The 22,640-nt window shown below is 67.1% G+C and carries 25 protein-coding genes and 1 pseudogene; 15 read left to right on the top strand and 11 right to left on the bottom strand.

What is annotated here, in order from left to right; all coding sequences use genetic code 11:
- From AB7F93_RS12375 to AB7F93_RS12355, 5 genes and pseudogenes are all read right to left on the bottom strand, one after another.
- Window positions 1–580 (bottom strand): flavin-containing monooxygenase (locus AB7F93_RS12375; RefSeq protein ID WP_428303216.1); only part of this gene is annotated, 580 nt, incomplete at its 3' end.
- Between the two features lie 191 nt (window positions 581–771).
- Window positions 772–958, bottom strand: a pseudogene (locus AB7F93_RS12370) (type II toxin-antitoxin system HicA family toxin).
- 27 nt (window positions 959–985) lie between these two features.
- The gene (locus tag AB7F93_RS12365) at window positions 986–1,198 is read right to left on the bottom strand and encodes a type II toxin-antitoxin system HicB family antitoxin (protein WP_428303215.1); all 213 of its coding nucleotides are present in this window, start codon (window positions 1,196–1,198) and stop codon (window positions 986–988) included.
- A 119-nt stretch (window positions 1,199–1,317) separates the two neighbouring features.
- Entirely contained in the window at window positions 1,318–1,983 is a 666-nt protein-coding gene (locus tag AB7F93_RS12360; protein ID WP_428303219.1) for a homing endonuclease associated repeat-containing protein, read from the bottom strand.
- Between the two features lie 121 nt (window positions 1,984–2,104).
- Window positions 2,105–2,515: a hypothetical protein gene (locus tag AB7F93_RS12355; RefSeq protein ID WP_428303214.1), complete on the bottom strand. Its 411-nt coding sequence runs from the start codon at window positions 2,513–2,515 to the stop codon at window positions 2,105–2,107.
- Between the two features lie 191 nt (window positions 2,516–2,706).
- On the opposite strand from AB7F93_RS12355, the gene AB7F93_RS12350 reads away from it, so the two are divergent.
- Window positions 2,707–3,063, top strand: coding sequence for a phage integrase N-terminal SAM-like domain-containing protein (locus tag AB7F93_RS12350; RefSeq protein WP_428303218.1), 357 nt, complete (start codon window positions 2,707–2,709; stop codon window positions 3,061–3,063).
- Here the strand turns inward: AB7F93_RS12350 and AB7F93_RS12345 are convergent.
- From AB7F93_RS12345 to AB7F93_RS12330, 4 genes are all read right to left on the bottom strand, one after another.
- A complete protein-coding gene (locus tag AB7F93_RS12345; protein ID WP_428303213.1) occupies window positions 2,970–3,398 on the bottom strand; it encodes a PaaI family thioesterase in 429 nt (142 codons plus the stop codon). The genes AB7F93_RS12350 and AB7F93_RS12345 overlap by 94 nt on opposite strands.
- Window positions 3,399–3,402: 4 nt before the next feature.
- The gene (locus tag AB7F93_RS12340) at window positions 3,403–4,968 is read right to left on the bottom strand and encodes a class I adenylate-forming enzyme family protein (RefSeq protein WP_428303212.1); all 1,566 of its coding nucleotides are present in this window, start codon (window positions 4,966–4,968) and stop codon (window positions 3,403–3,405) included.
- Window positions 4,969–5,066: 98 nt separating this feature from the next.
- A complete protein-coding gene (locus AB7F93_RS12335) occupies window positions 5,067–6,224 on the bottom strand; it encodes an acyl-CoA dehydrogenase family protein (RefSeq protein ID WP_428303211.1) in 1,158 nt (385 codons plus the stop codon).
- 3 nt (window positions 6,225–6,227) lie between these two features.
- The gene (locus AB7F93_RS12330; protein WP_428303210.1) at window positions 6,228–7,049 is read right to left on the bottom strand and encodes a p-hydroxycinnamoyl CoA hydratase/lyase; all 822 of its coding nucleotides are present in this window, start codon (window positions 7,047–7,049) and stop codon (window positions 6,228–6,230) included.
- 201 nt (window positions 7,050–7,250) lie between these two features.
- On the opposite strand from AB7F93_RS12330, the gene AB7F93_RS12325 reads away from it, so the two are divergent.
- The 14 genes from AB7F93_RS12325 (at window position 7,251) to AB7F93_RS12260 (ending at window position 20,292) form a co-directional block, all read left to right on the top strand.
- Window positions 7,251–7,640, top strand: coding sequence for a hypothetical protein (locus tag AB7F93_RS12325; RefSeq protein ID WP_428303209.1), 390 nt, complete (start codon window positions 7,251–7,253; stop codon window positions 7,638–7,640).
- Window positions 7,641–7,712: 72 nt separating this feature from the next.
- Window positions 7,713–8,705 (top strand): PdxA family dehydrogenase, encoded by a 993-nt coding sequence (locus AB7F93_RS12320; protein WP_428303208.1) that lies wholly within the window; start codon window positions 7,713–7,715, stop codon window positions 8,703–8,705.
- Complete coding sequence (locus AB7F93_RS12315) at window positions 8,702–9,394, top strand: HAD family hydrolase (RefSeq protein ID WP_428303207.1); 693 nt, start codon at window positions 8,702–8,704, stop codon at window positions 9,392–9,394. Before AB7F93_RS12320 ends, AB7F93_RS12315 begins: the two co-directional genes overlap by 4 nt.
- Complete coding sequence (locus tag AB7F93_RS12310) at window positions 9,391–9,750, top strand: gamma-butyrobetaine hydroxylase-like domain-containing protein (RefSeq protein ID WP_428303206.1); 360 nt, start codon at window positions 9,391–9,393, stop codon at window positions 9,748–9,750. The genes AB7F93_RS12315 and AB7F93_RS12310 overlap by 4 nt, the downstream gene beginning before the upstream one ends.
- A complete protein-coding gene (locus AB7F93_RS12305; protein WP_428303205.1) occupies window positions 9,747–10,886 on the top strand; it encodes an alpha-hydroxy acid oxidase in 1,140 nt (379 codons plus the stop codon). The genes AB7F93_RS12310 and AB7F93_RS12305 overlap by 4 nt, the downstream gene beginning before the upstream one ends.
- 142 nt (window positions 10,887–11,028) lie before the next feature.
- Complete coding sequence (locus tag AB7F93_RS12300) at window positions 11,029–12,246, top strand: aromatic ring-hydroxylating oxygenase subunit alpha (protein WP_428303204.1); 1,218 nt, start codon at window positions 11,029–11,031, stop codon at window positions 12,244–12,246.
- Window positions 12,247–13,299 carry an LLM class flavin-dependent oxidoreductase gene (locus tag AB7F93_RS12295; protein ID WP_428303203.1) on the top strand — a complete coding sequence of 351 codons (1,053 nt, stop codon included), beginning with the start codon at window positions 12,247–12,249 and terminating at the stop codon, window positions 13,297–13,299.
- 16 nt (window positions 13,300–13,315) lie between these two features.
- Complete coding sequence (locus AB7F93_RS12290) at window positions 13,316–13,669, top strand: hypothetical protein (protein ID WP_428303202.1); 354 nt, start codon at window positions 13,316–13,318, stop codon at window positions 13,667–13,669.
- Window positions 13,670–13,905: 236 nt separating this feature from the next.
- Complete coding sequence (locus tag AB7F93_RS12285) at window positions 13,906–14,172, top strand: c-type cytochrome (RefSeq protein WP_428303201.1); 267 nt, start codon at window positions 13,906–13,908, stop codon at window positions 14,170–14,172.
- 85 nt (window positions 14,173–14,257) lie between these two features.
- Window positions 14,258–16,354, top strand: coding sequence for an acetate--CoA ligase family protein (locus tag AB7F93_RS12280; protein WP_428303200.1), 2,097 nt, complete (start codon window positions 14,258–14,260; stop codon window positions 16,352–16,354).
- Window positions 16,355–16,366: 12 nt separating this feature from the next.
- Complete coding sequence (locus tag AB7F93_RS12275; RefSeq protein WP_428303199.1) at window positions 16,367–16,786, top strand: thioesterase family protein; 420 nt, start codon at window positions 16,367–16,369, stop codon at window positions 16,784–16,786.
- A gap of 125 nt (window positions 16,787–16,911) precedes the next feature.
- Complete coding sequence (locus AB7F93_RS12270) at window positions 16,912–18,303, top strand: short-chain fatty acid transporter (RefSeq protein ID WP_428303198.1); 1,392 nt, start codon at window positions 16,912–16,914, stop codon at window positions 18,301–18,303.
- A gap of 160 nt (window positions 18,304–18,463) precedes the next feature.
- Complete coding sequence (locus AB7F93_RS12265) at window positions 18,464–19,444, top strand: VOC family protein (protein WP_428303197.1); 981 nt, start codon at window positions 18,464–18,466, stop codon at window positions 19,442–19,444.
- A 56-nt stretch (window positions 19,445–19,500) separates the two neighbouring features.
- Window positions 19,501–20,292, top strand: a complete 792-nt coding sequence (locus AB7F93_RS12260; RefSeq protein WP_428303196.1) for a class I SAM-dependent methyltransferase — start codon at window positions 19,501–19,503, stop codon at window positions 20,290–20,292.
- A 9-nt stretch (window positions 20,293–20,301) separates the two neighbouring features.
- On the opposite strand, the gene AB7F93_RS12255 is transcribed toward AB7F93_RS12260, so the two are convergent.
- Window positions 20,302–21,504, bottom strand: a complete 1,203-nt coding sequence (locus AB7F93_RS12255; RefSeq protein ID WP_428303195.1) for a glycosyltransferase — start codon at window positions 21,502–21,504, stop codon at window positions 20,302–20,304.
- Window positions 21,501–22,637 (bottom strand): glycosyltransferase, encoded by a 1,137-nt coding sequence (locus AB7F93_RS12250; protein ID WP_428303194.1) that lies wholly within the window; start codon window positions 22,635–22,637, stop codon window positions 21,501–21,503. The genes AB7F93_RS12255 and AB7F93_RS12250 overlap by 4 nt, the downstream gene beginning before the upstream one ends.
- Between the last annotated feature and the right edge of the window lie 3 nt (window positions 22,638–22,640).

Below are 22,640 nucleotides of genomic sequence, written 5' to 3'. Positions count from 1 at the left end.
CCTGCACGCCCGACGAGCCCGTGCCGATCACGCCGACGCGCTTGCCGGCGAAGCGGACCGGCTGCTGCGGCCACAGCCCCGTGTGGTAGCACTCGCCCTCGAAGCGGTCGAGACCGGGAATGTTCGGGCGGTTGGCGGCCGACAGCGCGCCCGTGGCGCACACCAGAAACTGCGCCTGAACGCGCTCGCCGCCGGCCAGCTCGATCTCCCAGCGCTGCGCCGCCTCGTCGTAGCGCGCACCAGTGACGCGGGTGTTGAGCGAGATGTCGCGGCGCAGATCAAAGCGATCGGCGACGTAGTTCAGATAAGCCAGTACGGCGGGCTGATCGGGCTGCGTCTCCGGCCAGTCCCACTCGTCCACGAGTTCCTGCGAGAACGTGTAGCAGTAGTAGGGGCCGCCCGGAAAATCCACGCGCGCGCCGGGGTAGCGGTTCCAGGCCCAGGTGCCGCCGACGCTGCTCGCGTCGTCGAACACCCGCACTCGCAGGCCGAGCTCACGCAGCAGGTGCAGGGCGTACAGGCCGCCGAAGCCGGCGCCGATGACGACGGCATCCAGTTGCCGAGGGTTCGCTTCGGACATGGTTCTCCTCCTCGTCCCCGCAGCGCCGGCCTCGGATCGGGCTCAGGTCGCGTCGCGGCGCTTGAGGATATGCAAACCCGCCGTCGTCGTCACGCGTACAGGCGGCTGACCGACGGGGTCAGAACAACGGGGGGGCAGACACGATCATCATCATTCCGCGGCCCGCCCACCGTGCAACGAAGGGTTGGGCGTCACGCGCGCAGTGCGGCAACGAACTCTTCCGCCGAAACGTCTGCCTGACGCAGAAGGCCTGCGACGGCGCCGACCTTCACCTCACGGTGCATTGGTGCAACGCAGCCCTTTTGACTCGCGCCGCATAACCACGTGGCTGCCACTCTGGCGAACCGCGATGAAGCCCAGGCGCTCGAGGGCGCGCACAACCTCAGCTCCCGACACATGAGGCGCTCAGGCACCCGCCGGCTCAGGAATGGTGAAGACCGTGACGACGGGATGTCCGGTAGTCGGAAGCGGGAATTCGGACAGGTACAGGGCTGTGGCCTCGCGCAGATTGGCCACCGCTTCCTCGACGGTCTCGCCCTGTGTGGTGGTTCCGGTCTCGGGATTGAGCGCAACAAAGCCGCCTTCTTCGGCGGGCGTAAGGACTGCTGTGAGTTCCATGAGGTGCCCTCGCTGGCCAAGTGCAGTGATTGTCGCAGAACGGTCTTCGTGACGCCCAACGTTTGAGCTCAGGCCGCGGCCCTCCAGGGCCATCGCACCTGCAGGAATTGTTAGATACGCTACGGAGATTCCATAAGATTTCCCTTCCCGAGATTGCAGCGCTGGCAAAGGGTTTGAAGATTGTCAATGGTCGTTTTCCCCTCAAGCGACCACGGGACAATGTGGTCAATATGCAAGATACAAGAAGCGTCTTTTGCCGGACTGTTTCCACACATCACACAACTAAACCTGTCTCGCTGCATGACTCTAAATCTCTGCCGAAGATTTGGATCTCTATTTTCGCGGGCTGCGGAAACGGATTTCGATTGAGAAGAATCGATTGGAATGGCATCGTTATTGTTAACCCAATCGATAAACTTAACCAGCGCGCCTTGCCATCCACCAAACCGATTTCTATACGGAGATTCTGAGTACTTAGACCGCGGCCTGATCATATCCCTTCGCGTTGGCTGACGACCCAGCGCTATCCAAACATTCTCTATGTTACGGAACAATTCATCATCAGAAATGTGCATGTTGTGCTCAGCGCCTGAAAATCCGGCGCGCTTCAACACAGCGTCCCACGACCCAAATCTAGAGCACAGCGTATTATCGTGAAACTTTCCGCGGGCTCTGTATTCAAGTAGCTTCGGCTGACCTCCGCCAATCTCACTAGAGACTCGCCTTACATCTTCGAGCAATTCCTCGTCTGAAATATTCCTATGGAATTTTTTTAGATGGAACATTCGGCTTTCTTCACTCATACGCGGTGCCCTGCGGGTTCCAATATGCGTATCTAACGAATGAATTCACCGGACCCGCGCGGCATTTCGCGCGGGTCCGGTGGAATGATGGGTTGGGCCACACTTATACCACCGTCGTTTGAATGCCGAGGGCCTCCTTGATTCTTTCCACTCTCTTTGCTGCGGCGTCGTAGTCGGTAGTGTTGGCGAGACCGATAAGGTCTTGAGCCGCCGCCGCAGGGTTGCAGCCGCGACACCGCAGTAATGCCTTGTGCCAACGAGGAAGCTCAAGCAGGCAAGCCGTAAGATCCGCCGAACTATGGCGATTCGCTTCAATTCGCTTTTCGTAGAGTTTCTGCATACGCTCGTTAAGCCCCTCGGCATTTACTACCTGAGTGAAGTAGATGAGGTCGCTAAGAATCTTGCTCCGCAATTCACGATAGCGAAGGATTGGCTTCATCCAAAACGTCGTAACCCAGTAGCCGACGGCACCTGCGACTATTCCAACAAAGACTGAGATCAGCTTGTCATCCATAGGCGCGCATTCTCTATGTGGTCCAACGTGAAATGTACCCCTTGACAGGTGTATATTCAGCCTCGACACAGGTGTATATCACCCGAAAATTCTTCATAACCTACTAATCTTGAGTATTTGTTTGAAGTTATAGGTGGACACATGCCGCCATCAAACACCCCTTGCCGCAGGGTTCCAAGCGAGTCGATCAGGTGCGTGACCGAAACCGTATCAAGCATTACAGCATCCGTGCGGAGACGCAATACGTGCAGTGGGTGCGGCGGTTCATCCTGTTCCACGGCAAGCGGCATCCGCGCGAGATGGGGGCTGGGGAGGTGGATGCCTTTTTGTCACATCTTGCGGTCGATGGGAAGGTCGCCGCGGCGACCCAGAACCAGCGCGCTGTCCGCGTTGCTTTTACGCCATCAACCGGCCGCCCGCGCGCACGCGGCGGCGCCGTGTCACCTGTTGTCTCTCACCTCGAATCGGGACGTTTGAGTATCAACAACCCCGACACTGCCTTCACGCACAGGTTGCCGTCGGCGTCCAGGATTTCGCCTTCCACATAACCGGTGCGGGCGCCGACGCGGATCACCCGGCCGATGGCGGTGATGTCGCCGCCGGTGATCGGGCGCAGGTAGTTCAGCGTGAGGCTGGTGGTGGTCCACACGGTCTTGAGATCGGGGAAGGTCGCCATCATGGCGTAGCCGACGGCCTCGTCCGCGTACACGGCCATGACGCCGCCCTGCACCGACCCGCGCGGGTTGCACCAGCGCAGGTCGAACGGAAACACCAGGCGCGCGTAGTTGGGCGCGGACTCGGCGATGTAACCGCCGAACGCCTCCATGGTCGGCGGGCGCGTCAGGTCGATGCGCGTGAGGTCCGGGCGTTCGCTCGCGCTCATGGGATCACTTCCCCGCCAGCTGCGTGCGCAGCAGGCGCCGGCTCACCTTGCCGGTGTTGCCGCGCGGCAGTTCGGTCACCAGGTGGTAGTCGCGCGGGCGCTTGTAGTGCGACAGATCCGTCGCTTCCACGTGGGCCTTGAGCTCGTCCGGCGTGACCGCGCCCTTGGCCACCACGTAGGCAGCGATGCGCTGGCCCCATTTCTCGTCGGGGATGCCGATGACCACGCATTCGCTGACCGCCGGGTGACTCAGCACCGCTTCCTCGACCTGGCTCGGCAGCACGTTGATGCCGCCGGAGATGATCATGTCGTCGATGCGCCCACGCAGGTACAGGTAGTTGTCCGCGTCGAGCGTGCCCATGTCGCCGGAGCGCCACCAGCCGTCGTCGAAGATCTTGCGCGCCAGCGCGGGCTGGTCCCACACGTGGGACGCGACCGACAGACCCCGGATGATGACCTCACCTTCCTCGCCGGGAGGCACCTCGTCGGTGACCGCGCCGCCCGGCTGGATGACGCGCACGTCGGCGTTAAGGAACGGCTTGCCGACGCTCTCCTGCTTGCTCGGGTCGCGGTAGTCGTCGTTGTACATCATGGTGCCGCCGGCGCAGGAGCCGGTTTCGGTGGTGCCGTAGATGTTGATGATGTTCGAGCAGATCTTGTCGCGGATGAGGCCCATGGTGCGGGTGTCCATGGGCTCGCCGGCGTAGCCCGCCTTCTTGAGGCTGGACAAGTCGTAGTTGTCGAGATTCTCGCGGAACAGCATCCGCCACATGGTCGGCACCAGGAAGGCGAACGTGGCGCGCTCGTCCTGCATCTTCTGCAGGAAGCGCTGCGGCTCCCACTGCGCCATGAAGACGATCTTGCTGGCCGCGTTCAGGAACGGGATGGTGCAGTTGTACCAACCGATGAAGGCGGTGGTGGACACGTTGATCATCGACGCGTAGGGGTTGGCGTCGAACACGAAGGCGCCGCCGCGCGCGCTTTCGATCTGCGTGCGGTGCGTGTGCATGATGCCCTTGGGCACGCCGGTGGTGCCGGACGACAGCGCGATCATCGACGTGTCGTGGCCGTAGATCGGCATCGGCTCGAAGTCCATCTCGAACCGGTCGAGATCGCGCGGGATGACCGGATCGTCGCCGCCCTCGCGCTTGTCGGGCGGGGTGAGCTCCGAGATCGCCCGCACGCCGAAGCTGACCAGCGGCGCCATGCGGCGCAGGTCCGCGGCCAGCTCGTCGAGCGCGCCGTCGTAAACCAGCACGCGCGGCGACAGGCGCTCCAGCACCGCGGCCAGAATCTTCGGCGACTCGCGCAGATGCAGCGCGCTCGGGATGGCGCCGAGCTCGAAGGCGCCGAACAGCGCCACCACGTGCTGCACCGACGGGTACATCAGCAGCGCCACGCGGTCGCCCTTGCGCACGCCGCGCGTGTGCAGCAGCTTGGCCATGCGCTGCACCTTGTCCTTGAGCTCCGCATACGTGTAGCGGTACAGGTCGTCGACCACCGCCTCGTTGTTTGGATACCACTTCGCCGCGCGGTGCAGCATGTCGCGCAGGTTGGTGTCGCGTGTCATCTCGTCCCCTCGGAAATCAACGGTGGGTCGTCCGTGAAAAAGCGTCGGCGGTTCGTCCCTGAACCGCCGTATGTTCCACCGTTGCGGCGGGCGCCGGCTCAGTACGAGCGCGGCATGCCCAGGTCGTGCTGGGCGATGTAGTTGAGCGTCATCTCGTCGGTGACCGGCGCGATGCGGTTCAGACGCAGGTTGCGGTAGTGCCGCTCGATGCCGGACTCGCTGATGTAGCCGGCACCGCCGAGCGTCTGGATGGCGCGATCGGCCGCGTACAGCGAGGCATGCGCCGCCGCGTACTTGGCGGACGTGGCCTGCACGCCGCACTCGCGGCCCTGGTCGTACAGCCAGGCGGCTTCGTAGACCTTCAGGCGCGCGCATTCGAGCTGGATGCGCGCCTCGGCGAGCGGGAACTGCAGGCCCTGGTGGGTGGCCAGCGGCTTGCCCCAGATGGAGCGCTCGCTGGCGTACTGCACGGCCTTGCGGATCAGGTAATTGCCGGTGCCGATGCAGCTGGCGGCGATCGCCAGCCGCTCCGGGTTCAGGACGCCGTAGAGCGCCTTCCAGCCCTTGCCTTCCTCGCCGACCAGGTTCTCCAGCGGCACCTTGAAGTCGTCGAAGAACACCGCGTTGGTGTCCATGAAGTGGCTGCCCATCTTCTTGAGCGGCCGCGCTTCGAGGCCCGCACCCGGCAGGTCGCCGACCAGCAGCGACACGCCGTCGGTGCGCCGCGCCGGGTCGTACGGCGAGGTGCGGCACATGATGCCGATGTGGCTCGCCACCTTGATGTTGGAGATGTACATCTTCTGGCCCTTGACCAGATACTGCCCCCCTTCCTTGCGCGCCTCGGTGCGGATGGTGGTGATGTTGGAGCCGGAGTTCGGCTCCGTGAATCCCCCCGACCACAGCTCGCCCTTGACGATGCCCGGCAGGTACTTGGCCTTCTGCTCGGGCGTGCCGGCGCCGTTGATGAGGCACCCGCCGAACACCGGCCCGCCGACGAACATGCCGCCGCAGTCGCCGCCGTTGCTCGACAGCGCCTCGGCGGCAAGGCACATCTCGACCATGCCAAGGCCGCTGCCGCCGTAGGCTTCCGGAATGGTGATGCCCAGCAGCCCCTGGTCGACCAGGGTGCTCCAGAACTCACGCGGGAAGCCGTACTCCTCGTCGATCTTCTGCCAGTAGCTGTCCTCGAACTGCTGGGCGATCTTCTCGCACAGATCGACCAGCATCCGCTGATCCTGACTCAGTTCGAAGTCCATGGCTCAGACGTCCTTGGTGAGTTTGTAGGATTGCGTGCCGGGCTTGAATTCGCGCCGCTTGAAGGACGCCAGCGCCGTGCGCACCCAGTCGTCGTTGGTCTCGCGGGACAGCTCCCACAGCTTGGCCATTTCGTAGTCGATGGCCGGCTCGAAGTCCATCCACTTGACCTTCTCGTACACCTCCTTGGTCTTGCGCAGCACCGTGCGGCCAAGACGCGCGAGCATCTTCACCACCCGATCGGTCTCGGCGTCGAGCTGCGCCAGCGGCACGCACTTGCTGGCGTAGCCCATCTCCTCGGCCTGCTTGCCGGTGAAGGTCTCGCCGGTAAGGCCGTAATACAGCGCCTTCTTGCGCGCCGGCATGTTGTGCGCGTAGGCCCAGGTGGTGCCACCGCCGGGGAAGATGCCGAAGTTGACCTCGGACAGGCCCCACACCGATTCCTCGGCCACGATGGCGATGTCGCAGATGCCGGCCAGCTCCATGCCGCCGCCGAAGCACCAGCCGTTGACCTTGGCGATGGTGACCGCGGGGAAGTTCTTCAGGTGCTTGAACCAGGTGAACACGTCGTCGTTGATGGCGGCCATGCGCTCCGGGTCGTCGAAGGGCTCGAAGAAGCACTGTTCCAGATCCATGCCGGCGCAGAACGATTCCTTGATGCCGGTGATCACCAGCACCTTCACGCGCGCCTTCTCCACCTCCACCAGCGCATTGCGCACGTTGTTGTGCAGGGTTGGGCTCATGCAGTTCTTCTTCTCGGGGCGGTTGAACTGGATGGTGGCGACGTCACCGTCGATGGTCAGGTTGATGCACTCGTACTTGGACATGAAGGCCCCCTTGAGGCGCTGTGAGATGGAAAACCCGCGCGATGGCGGGAAGGCAAATTAGAGCATAACGATCGTTTGGGAGGGTATGCGAAATGCTTCGGCTGGTCGGCGGTCGCGTCGCTGCACTACCATTTACCTTCTCAACGACTCCCCCGCCCGGGCACGCCAGCCCGGCAACCAACCGCGGAGACCGCACACGCCATGTCTGAACCACTGAAACTGCAGGACCTCATGGAAGCAAACGGCGTGGTGGCCGCGCTGCGCTGGCAGCAGTCGCGCTTCATCAACGCCATCGCTTACCCGGCGCGGCTGGTCGAGTCGCTGGGCTTCGACGGCGAGGAGCGGGCGCGCCAGCTCATGCTGTCGGCCGAGGCGATGGGCCTGTCGATCAAGGGCGTGCTGGAGATCGACTATTACCGCGACCGTACCGGCAACCCGCACAGCCTGATGCCGGCCGACGGCTTCATGATCCACGGCCAGAAGTTCAACCTCGTCTGCACGCTGAACCGCGTGGCGACGCTGGTGGACAACAAGGTCGACTACGACCTCAAGGCCCTGTTCCTGAAGCAGGCGCTGGTCGTCAACGACTGATCGATGCCGGCGGGCGGCCTTGCGTCGCCCGCGCGATAAATCACTACCTGTCAGAGGAAGGAGCGCGCGCCCATGTCAAGCAAACCCATCGTCGCCACCATGATCGGCGACCCCTGCGGCATCGGCCCCGAAGTGGTGGTGAAGTCCATCGCGTTGGGCGGCGTGCACGGGATGTGCCGCCCACTGGTGGTCGGCTCCACCGAATCGGTGCAGCAGACCGTCAACATGCTGAAGCTGAAGCACACCGTGCGACGCGTCACGGACGTGGATGACGCGGTCGGCCTCGACCCGGCCGTCATCGACGTGTACGACACGGGTCAGCTCGACCCGAACTTCATCACGCTCGCCAAGGCGAATCGGGAATGCGGCCTCGCCAGCGCGGCGTGGCTGAAGGAAATGGAAGTGCTGGCGGCCGCCGGCAAGGTGCAGGCCACCATCATGGGGCCGATCAACACCGACGCGCTGAAGATGGCCGACAAATTCGACGCCGTGGTCGGCGTCGAGGTCGGCAAGACCTATCTGTTCCTGATCACGGGCCCGCTACGGGTGGTGCACCTGACCGACCACATCCCGCTGCGGCAGGTGTGCGACATCATCTCGCCGGACCTTGTGTACAAGGCGCTGCGCACCATGCACGACGACTTCTCGCGCTGGGGCATCCCCAAGCCGCGCATTGTGGTGGCGGGCCTGAACGCCCACGCCTACGGCGACGAGGACAAGTACCAGATCGCGCCCGGCGTCGAGAAAGCCAAGGCGGAAGGCATCGACGTCACCGGCCCCGCGCCGCCGGACAGCGTGTTCCGCTGGTGCATCGACGGCCAGTACGACGCCGTGCTGTGCATGTTCCACGACCAGGGCCACATCGCGGTCAAGACCTGGGGCTTCGTCGGCAACTGCGCCATGATCCTCGGCACCCCGCACATCCACATGTCCGTCGCGCACGGCACGGCCTTCGACATCGTCGGCAAGGGCATCGCGAACCACGAGATGATGCTCACCTCCATGCGCCATGCGGCGAGCCTCGGTTCCGGCAAGGGCTTCTACAGGGACGCTGCCGCGGCGTGAGCGCCGCGGCGCACGACGCAGCGCCGCTGGCGGCGGTGCTGCTGGACCTCGACGGCACCTTGGCGGACACGGCGGGCGACCTCGCCCGCGCCATGGACACGCTTCGCGCCGAGCTTGGCCTGCCGCCGATGGCGCCCGGGGCGCTGCGGCCGTACGTGTCGCAGGGCGCGCGCGGCATGCTGGCGCAGGGCCTCGATCTGCGCCCGGACGACGCGCGCTACGTGGCGCTGCGGGATCGTTTTCTCGACCTCTACGCCGGCTGCTGCGCCTCCGAGGCGCAGCTGTTCGAGGGTTTTGACCAGGTGCTGACGGGGCTTCGGGCCGGTGGTCTTCTCGTCGGCATCGTCACCAACAAGATCGAACGTTTCGCCGCGCCGCTGCTGCGCACGCTCGGCGTCTCGCCAGACGCCGACTGCCTGATCACGCCGGACCTGCTGGGAAAACCCAAGCCGGACCCCGAGGGCGTGCTGCTTGCCTGCTCCCGCCTGGGTGTCGCGCCCGCGCAGTGCGTGTTCGTGGGCGACGACCGGCGCGACATCGAAGCCGGCCGCGCCGCCGGCACCCGCACCGCCATCGCGGCCTGGGGCTACCTGCCGCCGGGCGAAGACATCCATGCCTGGGGCGCCGACGCCATCGTCGCCGCACCGGCCGAACTGCCGGCGCTGTGCCAGCGCTGGGGCGCGCCGTGAGCGCGCCCGATCTGACCGACATCGTGCTGCACAAGGCGACGCGCGCGCTCGAAGTGCGCTACGCCGACGGCAGTGCCTTCACGCTGCCGGCCGAATTCCTGCGCGTGCATTCGCCGTCGGCCGAGGTGCAGGGCCACGGGCCCGGACAGGCGGTGCTGGTGCCGGGCAAGCGCGAAGTCGCCATCACCGGGCTCGAACCGGTTGGCCACTACGCGCTGCAGATCACCTTCTCGGACGGCCACGACAGTGGCCTTTTCGGGTTCGACTACCTGTATCGCCTCGGCCGCGATCACGACGCGCTGTGGCAGCGTTACCTGGAGCGCCTGGCTGCCGCCGGCGAGGTGCGCGAGCCGTGACCGCCGTCTACGCCAGCGTCGACGACCTGCGCCGCGCGGCGCGCGGTTACCTGCCGCGCATGGTGTTCGACTTCGTCGACGGCGGCGCCGAGCGGGAAATCACGCTGCGCGCCAATCTGGCGGACTTCGAGCCGCTGCGGTTCTCGCCGCGCGTGCTGACCGACGTCAGCGCGGTCGAACTCGGCACCACGCTGCTCGGCGAGCCGATCGCGCTGCCGCTCGCGATTGCGCCCATGGGCCTGTGCGGCCTGGTGCGACCGGAAGGGGAACTGGCGCTCGCGCGCGCCGCCAAGGCGGCCGGCATCCCGATGGTGCTGTCGACCGCGGCGAGCCATGCGCTGGAGTCGGTCATGGACGCCGCGCCGGGCAATCTGTCGTTCCAGCTCTATATCTTTCGCGACCGGGAGTTCGCGAAAAGCCTCGTGCAGCGGGCGCGCGCCGCCGGCTACCGGGCGCTGGTGGTGACGGTGGATCTGACGCGCGGCGGCAAGCGCGAGAAGGACATCCACAACGGCTTCACCGTGCCGCCGCGCTTCACCCGCCGCACGGCGATGGACTTGCTGCGCCACCCGGCTTGGCTCGCGCGCATGGCGCCGCACCGCAAGCAGACACTCGGCAACCTCGTCGACTGGGGTGGCCGCGACAAGAGCGTGGTGGCGCTGTCCACCTTCATGAACACGCAGATCGACCCCGGCATTTCCTGGGCCGATCTTGAATGGCTGCGCGGCGAGTGGGACCTGCCGCTGGTGGTGAAGGGCATCCTGCACCCCGACGACGCGCGTCAGGCGCTCGCGCTGGGCGCCGACGCCATCATCGTGTCGAACCACGGCGGCCGGCAGCTCGACGGCGCGCCGTCCAGCATCAGCGCCCTGCCGCGGATTGCGGACGCCGTGGGCAACGCGACCGAGATCATCCTCGACAGCGGCGTGCGGCGCGGCGCGGACATGCTGAAAGCGCTGGCACTCGGCGCACGCGCCTGCATGATTGGCAAGGCCGCGCTGTACGGCCTGGGCGCCGATGGCGAGGCCGGCGTCGCGCGCGTGCTGACGATTCTGCGGCAGGAGTTCGACGTGGCCATGGCGCTCAGTGGCAACCAGCGCGCTGCCGCTGTGCGTCCGGATACGCTGCTGCCCTGATCTGGCGTGCTGCGCCAAGCAGCCTGCGTGCTAAATTCGCGGCCCACGCAGCCTAATGAGCGGTCGGTCAGTGCCGGCGGATTCTCTCCCGCGGAACTGACGGCGAGTCCACACGCTGGTGCATCGCGCACGGAGGAGAACCATGAACGCACCCGCCGGCCGGCCAAAGTGCGGCCACACCCAGGCTTTCGGTCTCGATACCGGTCCCGTGAGCACCGGCACGGTGGTCACGCCGGAGTTCTTCGAGCGCGAGCGCGAAGCGATCTTCCGCCACCAGTGGTTCAACCTGCTCAAGCGCGCCGACGAGATTCCGAACCCGGGCGATTTCTTCGTGCGCGACATCGAAGTGCTCGGCATGTCGGTGATCGTGGCGCGCGGCCCGGACGGCCAGGTGCGCGCGTTCCACAACGTGTGCCCGCACCGCGGCAACCGCATCGTGCGCGCGGCGGATGGCTGCGTGAAGGGCTGGCAGTGCGACTTCCACGGCTGGACGTTTGCCACCGACGGCACGTTGCAGTTCGTGCCCGACGAGGGGCAGTTCTTTGACTTCGACCGTTCGCAGCACGGCCTGCCGCCGGTGCATCTCGACACCTGGGCTGGATTCCTGTTCGTCAATTTCGACGACACGCCGCGCCAGACCCTCGAACAGGCGATGGGCGACTTCAACCAGGATCTGAAACCCTTCCCGTTCCACGAGATGATCTGCGCCGGCCGTTGGCGCTATCACGTCAAGGCCAACTGGAAGGTGACCATGAATGCCTTCCAGGAGGGCTACCACGTCGCCTTCGTGCACAAGCGCTCGGCGCCGGACGCCTTCACCGGCTCAGACAACCCGTACTGCAACATCAGCTACATGAAGCTGCAGCCGAACGGCAACCAGCACCTGTCGGTGCCGGGCAACCCGGCACATGATCTGTCGCCCACCGAGCAGATCGCGTTCAAGTTCGGCTCCACCTTCACGCAGGGCACCGGCGGTCGCGGCGCCTACCCCGGCACCCAGCAGGGCAAGAGTGCGGACTGGGGCTTCGAGCTCAACATCCTGTTCCCGTTCTCGCGCATCAACGTCGGTGCGGGCTGGTATTACCTCGACGCCTTCTGGCCGGCCGGCCCGAACGAGACCGTCTACGAACTCGCCTACTACTTCCCGCCGCCCAAATCGGCGGCAGAAATGATCAGCCAGGAGTTCAGCAAGATCGTGCTGCGCGACCTGTCGCGCGAAGATCTGTACACCAACGAAGTGACCCAGCGGTCGCTCAACTCGGGCGCCATCAAGAGCATCGTCCTGTCCGACCAGGAGGCCGCCGTGCGGCACCTGTACCGCACCGTGGAAAGTCTGGTGGCGGGAGCGAAGGAGAAATAAGTGAAATTCGGCATCTACAACGAGATTCAGGCCTCGCCCGGCGCCAACTACAAGCAGCGCTATGACGAGTCCCTGCGCGCGGTCGAGCTCGGCGACAAGCTGGGCTACGACGTGTTCATGACGCTGGAGCACCACTTCTTCCAGACGTTTTCGATCTCGGTAAATCCGCTGGCGTTCTTCGCTGCCGCCGCGCAGCGCACGCGGGATATTCGTTTCCGGGCCATGTGCCACACGCTGCCGGTGCACAACCCCCTGGTGCTGGCGGGCGAAATCGCGCAGTGCGATCACCTGACCGACGGCCGGCTCGAAGTCGGCGTCGGCCGCGGTCACGGCTGGCTGTACGACCCCGCCAGCGTGCCGATGGCCGACAGCATCGGCCTGTACGAGGAATCGCTCGAAATCCTCCAGCGCGCGTGGGGCGAGGAGCGCTTCAGCTTCGCGGGCAAGCACTACAACGTGCGCGACGTGCAGGTGGTGCCCAAGCCGCTGCAGCCGAGCCTGAAAATCTTCCAGACCGGCACCAGCGCGCGCGTATTCGGCGACGCCGGCCGGCGCGGCGGTGGCGTGGTGGTGGGCGCGGCACCCCCGCCGATGTTCGCCGAAGCCGTGGCCGCCTACACGGCCGCCTGCAGGGAATCCGGTAATACGCCTCAGGTGGGCCTGGTGCTGCCGGTGTTCCTGGCCGACGACGAGGAGACGGCGCTGCGCGAGGCGCGCGAGCCGATGATGCGCAGCTACGCCAACCTCGTGGTGCCGCAGGAATCCATCAACGATGAGGCGGTCAAGGAGCGTCTGCGCGGCGGCGGGTTCCACTTCTACGCCGGCGGCTTCCTGAACCAGATGAAGGAATACACCTTCGAGTCGGTGCTGGCCAACGACATCGCCTTCGCCGGTACGCCCAAGCAGTTGATCGCCTGGCTCGGCCGCTTCCGCGAGAAGTACTACGACTTTCAGGAGTTGGCGCTGATGGCCGACTTCGGCGGCCAGCCGGAGTGGCAGGTGTCGCGCACGCTGCAACTGTTCGCGCGCGACGTGATGCCGGCGCTGCGGTAACTACGAGGAGACTGCGATGACCGATGCCGTCTGGCCGGCCGAGTTCAAGGACCTGCAGCGCTTCGCGCCGTGGGCACTGCCGACGGAAAACGGGCGCATGCGAAAGCGCCTCGCGTCCAGCATGACCGAGCTGACCGACTACTACAGCGCGCTGCTGCCGCGCATGGAGGCGCTGGCGGCGCATCTGAGCCAGTGGCCGCTGGACACGCTGCCGGCCGCGCAGAAGCCGCTGCTGTACCTCGGCCTCATGTTCATGGAAGCGGCCGTGTGCGTGGAGCTGTTCAAGGGCCCGGACGTGCAGGAGAGCCTGGGCGCCGAGCACCTCGACGTGCTGTCGGAAACCATGGAGCGCCGGCTGCTCGCAGTCTGAGCGTGTTCCTGAGTGGGAGGGGGAGCGAAGTGATTCTGAAAACGGGAAAGCGGCTGGCGATACCCGCCGTGGTGGCGATGTTGGTCGCCTGCGGCAAGGAGAGCGAGCCAACCCAGAGCGCCACACCGGCGCCCGCAACGCCGCCCGCACCAGTGGCGACACCCGCCCCGACGGCGCCGGCACAGCCGGCACCCGTCGCCGAGGCAACGCCCGCGCCGCCGCCGGAAAGCTCGGTCGTGCAGTATGCGCAGGCCGGCCTGCCGGACACCCTGCTCAAGGACGGCTGCTATGCCTGCCACGACGTGAACGGCGCCCGCATCGGCCCGCCGCTGCGCGCCGTGGCGGGGCTTTACCGCAGCGACCCGCAGGCGGTCGAGAAACTCACGCACAAGATCATCCACGGCGGCGGCGGCGTGTGGGGCCCGACGCCGATGATCGCCCACCCGCAGCTCGCCGAAGCCGAGGTGCGGGCCATGGTCGAGGCGATACTCAAGCTTCAGTAACGGATTTGCGCGCCGGTCGGGTGCCCCCCAAAGTGAGCCTGGGTGCCCGGTCGGCGCGTGTGTTTTTTGATTCCAAGGAGGTTTCATGTCTGCCGCGCGCGCCGGCCATTACGATGCCGCCACCGTCGAGACGTTTTTCAATCCCAAGGTGGTGGCCGTCATCGGCGCCTCGCCGGACACGCTGTGGTCGCGCCAGTTGCTGGACGGCATGCGCAGCCACGGTTTCCAGGGCCGCGTGTACGTGGTCAATCCATCCCGCAGCTCCGTGCTCGGCTTCCAGTCATTCAAGTCGGTGGCGGATCTGCCGGAGAAGCCGGACATCGCCGCCGTGCTGCTCGGCGCCAAGCACGTGCCGGGCATGCTGGAGCAGGTCGCCGCCACGGGCTGCAAGGCGGCCTACGTGCTCGCCGCCGGCTTCGAGAAGCCGGACCAGCTCGCGGCGCTGCGCGAGCACGCCAAGAAGCTCGGCCTGATCCTGATTGGCCCGAACTGCAACGGCTTCATCAACGCCGGCGCCGGCCTGCACCTGTGGACCGGGCCGATCAACCGCCCGTACCGGCACGGCACCGTCGCGCTGCTGGGTCAGTCGAGCGGCGTGCTGGGCGCGCTGTGCTGCCTTACCTGGGACCGCGGGCTTGGCATCAGCTTCCAGATCTCGACCGGCAACCAGGTCAACTTCGCGCTGACCGACGCGCTGAACTTTCTCGCCACCAACGCCGACACGCGCGTGGTGGTGACCTACGTTGAGCAGTTCGGCGACTACCCGCACTTCGTGGAAGCGGTGCAGAAGTGCCGCGCCAACAACACGCCGGTGATCGTGGTGGCGGTGGGCCGCTCGGAGGCCGGACGCGGCGCGGCGCTCGGCCACACCGGCGCCATCACCACCACAGGCGCGGTGACGCGCGCGGCCATCGAGGCCGCCGGCGCGATTCCGGTCGACACGCTGGACGAGGCGCTCGACCGCGCGTCGGTGTTCGCCGTCACGCCGCCGCGCGCCTGGCGCCCGGTGCGCACCGCGGGCCTGATCAGCATCTCCGGTGGCTGGTCGGCGCTGATGGGCGACTACTTCGCCGATGAGGGCATCGCCACCCCGCCGCTGCCGGAAAGCGTCACCAAGCTGCTGCCGGGCTGGGTCGAGAACGTCACCTTCAACAACCCGTTCGACATCACGGCGCAGATCTACGGCTTCGCCGAGGTCTACTACCAGATGGCCGACGAGATGATCAAACACGACGGCTTCGACGCCGTGTCGATCATGTTCGGCAACTGGGACGGCGGCGAGCGCTTTTTCGCGCCGGTCGCCACCTGGCAGGGCCGCATCCAGAAGCCGATCGTTGCCAGCTGCATCGAGACCAGCGCCCTCAAGGACAGCTACCGCGAGTGGCTGGACAGCGACCCGATGCCGAACGTGCAGGGCGGCCAGGCGCTGGCGCGCGGTCTCGCCGCCATGCGCGACTACTTCGACAAGCCGGGCTATTTGCCGCAGGGCTGGTGCACCGACAAGCCCAAGCGCTGGAAGGGCCCGGCGGTGACGACCTTCCCGGACATGGCAAAGCCGCTGTCGGCGTACGGCCTTAACTGCGCCGCGCACGCGACGCTGCTCGACCACACCGGCAAGGCCGGCAAGGCCAAGCCGAGCTTCCCGGCGGTGCTGAAGCTCGAATCGCCGCAGTTGCCGCACAAGACCGAGTACGGCGCGGTCAAGGTCGGCATCGCCGACGACAAGGCCTGCGCGGCGGCGGTGAAGGCGCTTGAGGCGATCGCCAAGAAACAGAAGCTCAAGACGTGGTCGATCATCGCCCAGCCGATGCTGGACCTCACGGACAGCCTGGAGCTGCTGGCCGGCATCGTGCACGACCACGTGGCGGGCCCGGTGCTGACACTCGGCGCCGGCGGCGTGCTGGCCGAGCTGTTCGACAAGCACGCCCACGCGCTGTGCCCGATCACCCCGGCGCAGGCCGAGGCCATGATCGACCGCATCGGCGTGCGCAAGATTCTGAACGGCTACCGCGGCAAGCCGGCGCTGGATGCGGGGTCCCTGGTCGGCACGCTGGTGGGCCTGTCGCAGTTTGCCTACGACCACCGCGGCGACCTCAAGGAACTGGATCTGAACCCCATCATCGTGCCGCCGGCCGGCACGCCCACCACGCTGATCGACGCCTTGGCGCGCTTTGGCGACTGACGAGCAGCCAACATGAAAGACAGCCTCAAACCCGGCCTCGAACACCAGTTCCAGTTCACCGTCAGCGACGCCAAGACGGTGCCCAACATCTACCCCGAGGCGGCCGACTTCCAGGCCATGCCGCGCGTGTTCGCCACCGGTTTCATGGTGGCGTTGCTGGAGTGGGCGTGCATCGACGCCATCAAGCCGCACCTCGACTGGCCGGCCGAGCAGAGCGTCGGCACGCACATCAACGTGTCGCACCTGGCGGCCACGCCGCCGGGCCTGACGGTGACGGTGCAGGTGCGCCTCGACGCGGTGAACGGCAAGCAGCTCAAGTTCACCGTGAGCGCCCACGACGGCGTCGACAAGATCGCCGAGGGCACGCACGAGCGCTTCGTGATCGACGCCGAGAAGTTCAACGCGCGCCTGCAGAAAAAGATTCCGGCCTGACCGGGACGGGTCTCAATGTCCTTGGGGCAGTAATGCCCCAACGCCAGCCGCGGGCCGTGCCCGCGGCGCGGCGAGTTTGAAAAGGGCATGGATGCGCTTTTCGAAATAGAACGAGAGGAGCAGAAATGGCACTGCTGGACGCCTTCAGCCGAGCCGGCAACGCCGCCTCGGACGTGGCCGAGCGTTACATCCCGGACGCCTGGGTGGTGTGCATGGTGCTCACCGCCATCGCGCTGGCGCTGGCCGTGTTCGGCGCCGACGCCGAACCGCTGCGGGCAGTCACCGCCTGGGGCAACGGCATGTGGGGGCTGCTGCAGATCACCATGCAGTTCTCCATTTCGGTGTTCGCGGCGTATGCGTGCGTCATGTCGCGGCCCGGGTTCTGGATGTTCGACCGTCTGGCGCGCATCCCGAATCCCGACAAACCCATCCAGGCCGTGCTGCTGCTGGCGGTGACCACCACGGTCACGGGACTGCTCAACTGGGCGCTGTGCTTCGTGGTGAGCGCGCTGCTGATTCCGTTCGTCGCGCGGCGCAATCCGAAGACCGACATCCGCGTGCTGTGCGCGGCGGCCTTCATGGGCGTCGGCACGGTCACCAATGCCGCGCTGTCGGGCTCGGCGGCGCTCATCATGGCGACGCCCGACAACCCGATGATCAAGCCGGCCGTCGGCACGCCCATCGTCGATCGTCTGTACCCGGTCACCGAGACCGTGTTCGCGCACTACAACCTGATGCTGCTGGCGCTGCTGTCGGTGATCAGCGTGGCCGCCATCTGCGCGCTGCACCCGCGCGGCAAGACGCCCGTGGTGACGCTCGACGCGGAGCGCCTCGACGCCATCCTGCCGCAGCCGCCGAGCGTCGAGCCCGAGCGCGCCACGCCGGCGAGCTGGCTGGAGAACCGCCGCTTCTGGTGTTATCTGGCCGGCGCCATGGTCCTGTTCACGCTCGGCTACAACATGGCGACGCAGGGCTTTGCGCGCGCCTGGAACATCAACGCCTACAACGCGGTGTTCCTCGGACTCGCGCTGCTGCTGCACGGCAACCCGCTGTCGTTCGTGCAGGCGGTGCGCCGCGGTCTCGATTCGGCCTACGGCGTGGTGCTGCAGTTCCCGTTCTACGGCGGCATCTTCGGGCTCATGACCGGCACCGAGCTTGGTCACTGGCTGAGCGGTCTTTTCGTGCGTTTCTCGAGCCAGGAGTTCTTTCCGCTGGTGATCTACGTGTACTCGGGGATCATGGATTTCTTCGTCCCGTCGGCGGGCTCCAAATGGATCATCGAGGCGCCGTACGTCATCCCGGCAGCGCGCGAGCTTGGCGTGTCGGTCACCACCACGCTGATTGCCTACATGCACGGCGGCTCGCTGACCAACCTCATTCATCCCTACATGGCCATCCCCATCGTCGCCATCACCGGCATCCGCTTCGGGCGCTTTGCGGGCTACTCGTTCATGGTGGGGGTGCCGATCGGCATCATGATGATGATCGCCATGCTGTTCATCCCGCCGAATCTCTGATTGAAGGTCCGGATAAGTCCGTCCTGGACTTCCCGGGCCCACGGAAACCGAAAAATCTGATTTTCGGTTTCCTTCATTGGCAGCCCGGACGGCTGCCAATGGCGGCACATCCCTGTGCCGCGGGGCTGTTGCCCGCGGCTTGAATGCTTCAGGAGGCCCCATGTCACTACCCGTTACCGCCATCGCCCGGGTGGGCGTGCTGACGCGCGATTGCCGCGCTGCCGCTGCCGAATACGCGCGCTTTTTCGGCATCAACGACTGGCGCCTGGCGGACTGTGCCGGGCGTACCGCGGACGGGCGCGAGTACGCGCACCGGCAGGCGGTTGGCTACGCCAACGGTGTCGGCTTCGAGCTGATCGAGCCCAAATCCGGGCTGTGGGCGGACGAGCTCGCGCGCTGCGGCGAGGGGCCGAGCCACGTCGTGATCCCGACCGCCGACTGGGCCACGCTCGATGCGGCGCAGACCGCCGCAGGCCTCGCCAGCGCCGCTGAACACGCCGAGCGTGGCGGCCAGCGCCGCCTGCTCGACAGCCGCGGCCCACTCGGCGGGCTGGGCCTGGTGTTCGCGGATGCGGACGCGCTGATCCCGCCGGGTGAGCCGTTGCAGCTGCCGGGCGACGCCGTCCTGCCGGTGCAGAAGCTGTACCAGGTGTCGGTGATGGTGCGCGACCTCGACGCCGCCAAGGAACGCTTTCGCACGCTGCTCGGCGTCGAGGCCTGGGTCGACATCGGCATCGACAGCGCCCAGATGCCGGGCTGCACCTACTACGGCAAGCCGGTCGAGCACACCGCGCGCCTGTCGATTGGCCGGCGTGGCGGGGCCTGCTTCGAGCTCGTCGAGCCGCTCAGTGGCCCCACCGTGTACCGCGACGCGCTCGACCGCCGCGGCGAGGCGCCGCATCACATCATGGTCACGCTGGCGCCGCCGCAGGACTTCGACCGCGCGGCGCAGGAACTCGCCGGCCGCGGCATCGTGGTCGGCCAGGCCGCCAGCATCCCGGGCCTGATGAACTTCGCCTACTTCGACGGCGGCCAGCCGCTCGCCGGGCTGTTCGTGGAGGTCATCCAGCCGCTCGCCGATAATTGGCTCGACCTGATGTTCCCGAGCCCGGACATCGCGCGGATTGTGGTTGGGGACTGAATTCACCTGCGGGGCAGCGGCACGGACGTGTCCCCGCGCCAACGAGACCGGATCGCATGGCGAGCGGAAAAGACATCGAAACGCGCGGGCACATCGTCGGCTTCCGGGAGGAAATCGCCAAGGCCGCCAACGCGTCAGAAGACGTTTTCTTTTCCTGGTTCAACGATGCCCGGGACAAGGACGTTGCCTTCATCCGCGGTGCCTGGGACTTTTCCGTGCACATGGCGCAGCCGCTGGCGCCCTACCTGTCGACGCCCGAGGACAAGGTTGCCGTGGAAATCGGCCACGGCGGAGCCCGCATATTGGCCGCTGCCAGCCGGCACTTCGGCGCGGCCGTCGGTGTCGACATTCACCACAACAATGCGTTCGTCGAGGCCGAACTCACGCGCCGCGGCATCACCAACGTCCAACTGATCCAGTCCGACGGCAAGCACCTGCCGCTGGCCGACAACGCCGTCGATGTCGTGTATTCGTTCATCGTGCTGCAACACGTCGAGACGTACGAGATTTTTTGCGCCTACCTTGCCGAAACGCGGCGCGTGCTGAAGCCGGGCGGACTGGCGGTTCTGTACTTTGGCCGCAAGAGCCTGCTGTCGCTGAACCGCAGTTCGCGGTTGCTCTACTGGGTGGACCGCGCCCTGGAACGGGTGGTGATCGGGAAGTTCCGGCAGTCACCTGCCAAGGTGAACAGCACCAACCTTCGCGTGTCGCTGTCGCACGCCAAGGCGCTGGCCCGCCGCACCGGCTTCACGGTCCTTCGCACGCTCGTGTCGCACAAGCGGGTGCCCGATGGCACGCGCCTGTACGGGGGGCAGAACGGCCTGGTACTGCGCAAGCCCGCCGCGTAGGCGGCAGTCCTACGCGGCCACGTCAGGCAGCAGCAGCGAGAGGTAGGCATCCGCGGCGCGGGCAACGCTGAACGCGTTGCCGCGACAGGCCAGCGCGTCACGATCCGACGCGCTGTAGAGCGTTTCGGCGAGCGCAGTCGCCAGCGCCCCGGCATCACCAACCGGCACCAGCCGGCCGTAACGGCCCCCGTCCAGAATCTCGCGCGGCCCGGACGGGCAGTCGGTGCTCACCGCCGGACACCCACAGGCCAGCGCCTCGACCAACACGTTGCCGAAGCCTTCCGCGCGCGAGGTGAGCACGAACGCTGCCGCCCGGCTCATGGCGGCGAGCGGGTTCGGGCAGAAGCCCGGCATGGCGAGGTCGGCCCCGATGCCCAGCTCGCCGGCCAGCCCCTGCAAGGCGGGCCGCTGCGGGCCCTCGCCCAGAATCAGCAGCCGCGCCGGGCGCGTCTGACGCAGTTCTGCGAAGGCGCGCAGCAGTGTCGGGTAATCCTTGTCCGGATGCAGGCGCCCGACGGCCAGCAGCACCGGCGCGCCGCCGTCTTCCAGCCACGGATGCGGCGCGATCGCAGCCGCCCGCCCCGCGAAGTCGGCATCGACCACCGGGTTGTAGATAACGGTCATGCGCTGGCGCGCGATGCCGGTCAGGCTGGCGAGGTCGTCCGCCACGCCGCCGGACACCGTCACGATGGCGTCGGCCTCGGGATAGAACCGCGCCACCAGACGCGGCAGGGCGCTGCGCTTGGCGGGCCGATCCGCCGTTGCGACGGCCGACAGCTGCGCGCGCTCGCTGAGCACCAGCCGCACCGGCACACCGGCCAGGCGCCGCGCCCACAGCGCCATCAGGTTGACCGGCGTCTTGGCGGCCAGCAGCGCGGCGGGGCGCTCGGCTCGCAGATACCGCACCAGCGCCGGCAGGTGGCGCAGGGCGCGCGACGCGTGAATCGTCAGGACCACCGGCCGCAGCAGCGCCGGCCAGTCGCGCCCGGCCGCCCGCAGCGCCGTCAGCCGGCCCGCGAGCGTGCCGCTGTCGGCCAGCGTGACGAGGCGCACCCCGTCCGGCACGGCGTCCCGCAGTTCGCCGTGCGGGCGGCACACCAGCAGATCGATCGCAATGCCGCGGCGCACGAATTCCCGCGCCAGGCGCAGCGTCGAGCGCTCGACGCCGCCGCCGGTCAGCGACAGCAGCAGCAACGCAACGCGCGTACTCACGGCCCGAGCAGCGCGCGCAGGTACGGCCCGGCGGCAGCGGCGGCGCTGTAGGCGAGGCCGCGCTGTTCCAGCGCCGGGCGATCCACCGGTGCGTCGAGCGCGGCCGCCAGCGCGCGCGCCAGGGCTTCCACATCGCCGACCGGCGTGAGCCGGCCGTAGCGGCCGTTGTCGAGAATCTCGGCGGGGCCGGCCGGGCAGTCGGTGCTGACCACCGGACAGCCGCAGACCAGCGCCTCGGCCAGCACGTTGCCGAACCCCTCGTACCGCGACGACAGCACGAACACCGCCGCCCGGCGCATGTAAGCCAGCGGATTCGGCACGTAGCCCGGCATCCGCACGTCGGCGGCGATGCCAAGCTCGCCCGCCAGCGTTTCGAGCGCCGGGCGCTGGCTGCCCTCGCCGAGGATCAGAAGCCGCGCCGGGCGCTGCGCGCGCAGCGCGGCAAAGGCCCTGAGCAAGGTCGGCTGGTCCTTTTGCACCCGCAGCGCCGCCACGTTGAGCAGCACCGGCGGCGCGCCGGGCGCGAACCAGGGGTCGTCGAGCGGCGCATCGCGCGCGGCGAGCAGCGCCGGCGTGATGACCGGGTTGTAAATGGTGTGCACCCGCGCCGCCGGCAGCGGGAAGCGGGCCAGCAGGTCCTGACGCACGCCCTCGGACACGGCGACGATGGCATCTGCGCGCGGATAAAGGCGCGCCATCAGCCGCGGCAGCAGGCGCCGGCGCTTGCGCTCGGCCGCGCCGGCGGTGGAGGCGCCGACGTGGATGTGCTCGGACACGACGACCCGCGTCGCGCCGCCGGCCAGACGCCGCGCGGCGAGCCCGATCACGTTCGGCCACTCGCCGCCGCTGAGCAGCGCCGCCGGGCGCTCGCGCTTGAGATACCGAACCAGCGCCGGCAGCGCCAGCGGCACGAACCAGCGCTTGTGCCGCCGCACGCCGGGCAAGCCGGCACGCCGCGGCGCGAGTTCCAGCAGGCGCACGCCCGGCGGCAGGCCCTCGGCCGGCGCGTGGCCGCGCGGCGCGAGCAGGTCCACCGCGTGGCCGGCGGCGGCGAATTCGGCGGCGAGGTTCAGCATCAGGCGCTGGATCGCCCCCTGCGGCCAGGACGACACGAAGACGGCGATCCGCGCCACGGC

Origin of the sequence: Immundisolibacter sp. (assembly GCF_050250495.1) — a bacterium.
Taxonomy (GTDB): Bacteria; Pseudomonadota; Gammaproteobacteria; order Immundisolibacterales; family Immundisolibacteraceae; genus Immundisolibacter.
The sequence above is the reverse complement of the archived record's forward strand: the minus strand, read 5'-3'. Positions and strand labels throughout refer to the sequence as shown.

Bases quoted from the DNA above. Each gene is read 5' to 3' on its own strand.
- AB7F93_RS12365 (WP_428303215.1), bottom strand. From the start codon at position 1,198: ATGGAACTCACAGCAGTCCTTACGCCCGCCGAAGAAGGCGGCTTTGTT.
- AB7F93_RS12360 (WP_428303219.1), bottom strand. From the start codon at position 1,983: ATGTTCCATCTAAAAAAATTCCATAGGAATATTTCAGACGAGGAATTG.
- AB7F93_RS12355 (WP_428303214.1), bottom strand. From the start codon at position 2,515: ATGGATGACAAGCTGATCTCAGTCTTTGTTGGAATAGTCGCAGGTGCC.
- AB7F93_RS12345 (WP_428303213.1), bottom strand. From the start codon at position 3,398: ATGAGCGCGAGCGAACGCCCGGACCTCACGCGCATCGACCTGACGCGC.
- AB7F93_RS12340 (WP_428303212.1), bottom strand. From the start codon at position 4,968: ATGACACGCGACACCAACCTGCGCGACATGCTGCACCGCGCGGCGAAG.
- AB7F93_RS12335 (WP_428303211.1), bottom strand. From the start codon at position 6,224: ATGGACTTCGAACTGAGTCAGGATCAGCGGATGCTGGTCGATCTGTGC.
- AB7F93_RS12330 (WP_428303210.1), bottom strand. From the start codon at position 7,049: ATGTCCAAGTACGAGTGCATCAACCTGACCATCGACGGTGACGTCGCC.
- AB7F93_RS12325 (WP_428303209.1), top strand. From the start codon at position 7,251: ATGTCTGAACCACTGAAACTGCAGGACCTCATGGAAGCAAACGGCGTG.
- AB7F93_RS12320 (WP_428303208.1), top strand. From the start codon at position 7,713: ATGTCAAGCAAACCCATCGTCGCCACCATGATCGGCGACCCCTGCGGC.
- AB7F93_RS12300 (WP_428303204.1), top strand. From the start codon at position 11,029: ATGAACGCACCCGCCGGCCGGCCAAAGTGCGGCCACACCCAGGCTTTC.
- AB7F93_RS12290 (WP_428303202.1), top strand. From the start codon at position 13,316: ATGACCGATGCCGTCTGGCCGGCCGAGTTCAAGGACCTGCAGCGCTTC.
- AB7F93_RS12280 (WP_428303200.1), top strand. From the start codon at position 14,258: ATGTCTGCCGCGCGCGCCGGCCATTACGATGCCGCCACCGTCGAGACG.
- AB7F93_RS12275 (WP_428303199.1), top strand. From the start codon at position 16,367: ATGAAAGACAGCCTCAAACCCGGCCTCGAACACCAGTTCCAGTTCACC.
- AB7F93_RS12270 (WP_428303198.1), top strand. From the start codon at position 16,912: ATGGCACTGCTGGACGCCTTCAGCCGAGCCGGCAACGCCGCCTCGGAC.
- AB7F93_RS12265 (WP_428303197.1), top strand. From the start codon at position 18,464: ATGTCACTACCCGTTACCGCCATCGCCCGGGTGGGCGTGCTGACGCGC.
- AB7F93_RS12260 (WP_428303196.1), top strand. From the start codon at position 19,501: ATGGCGAGCGGAAAAGACATCGAAACGCGCGGGCACATCGTCGGCTTC.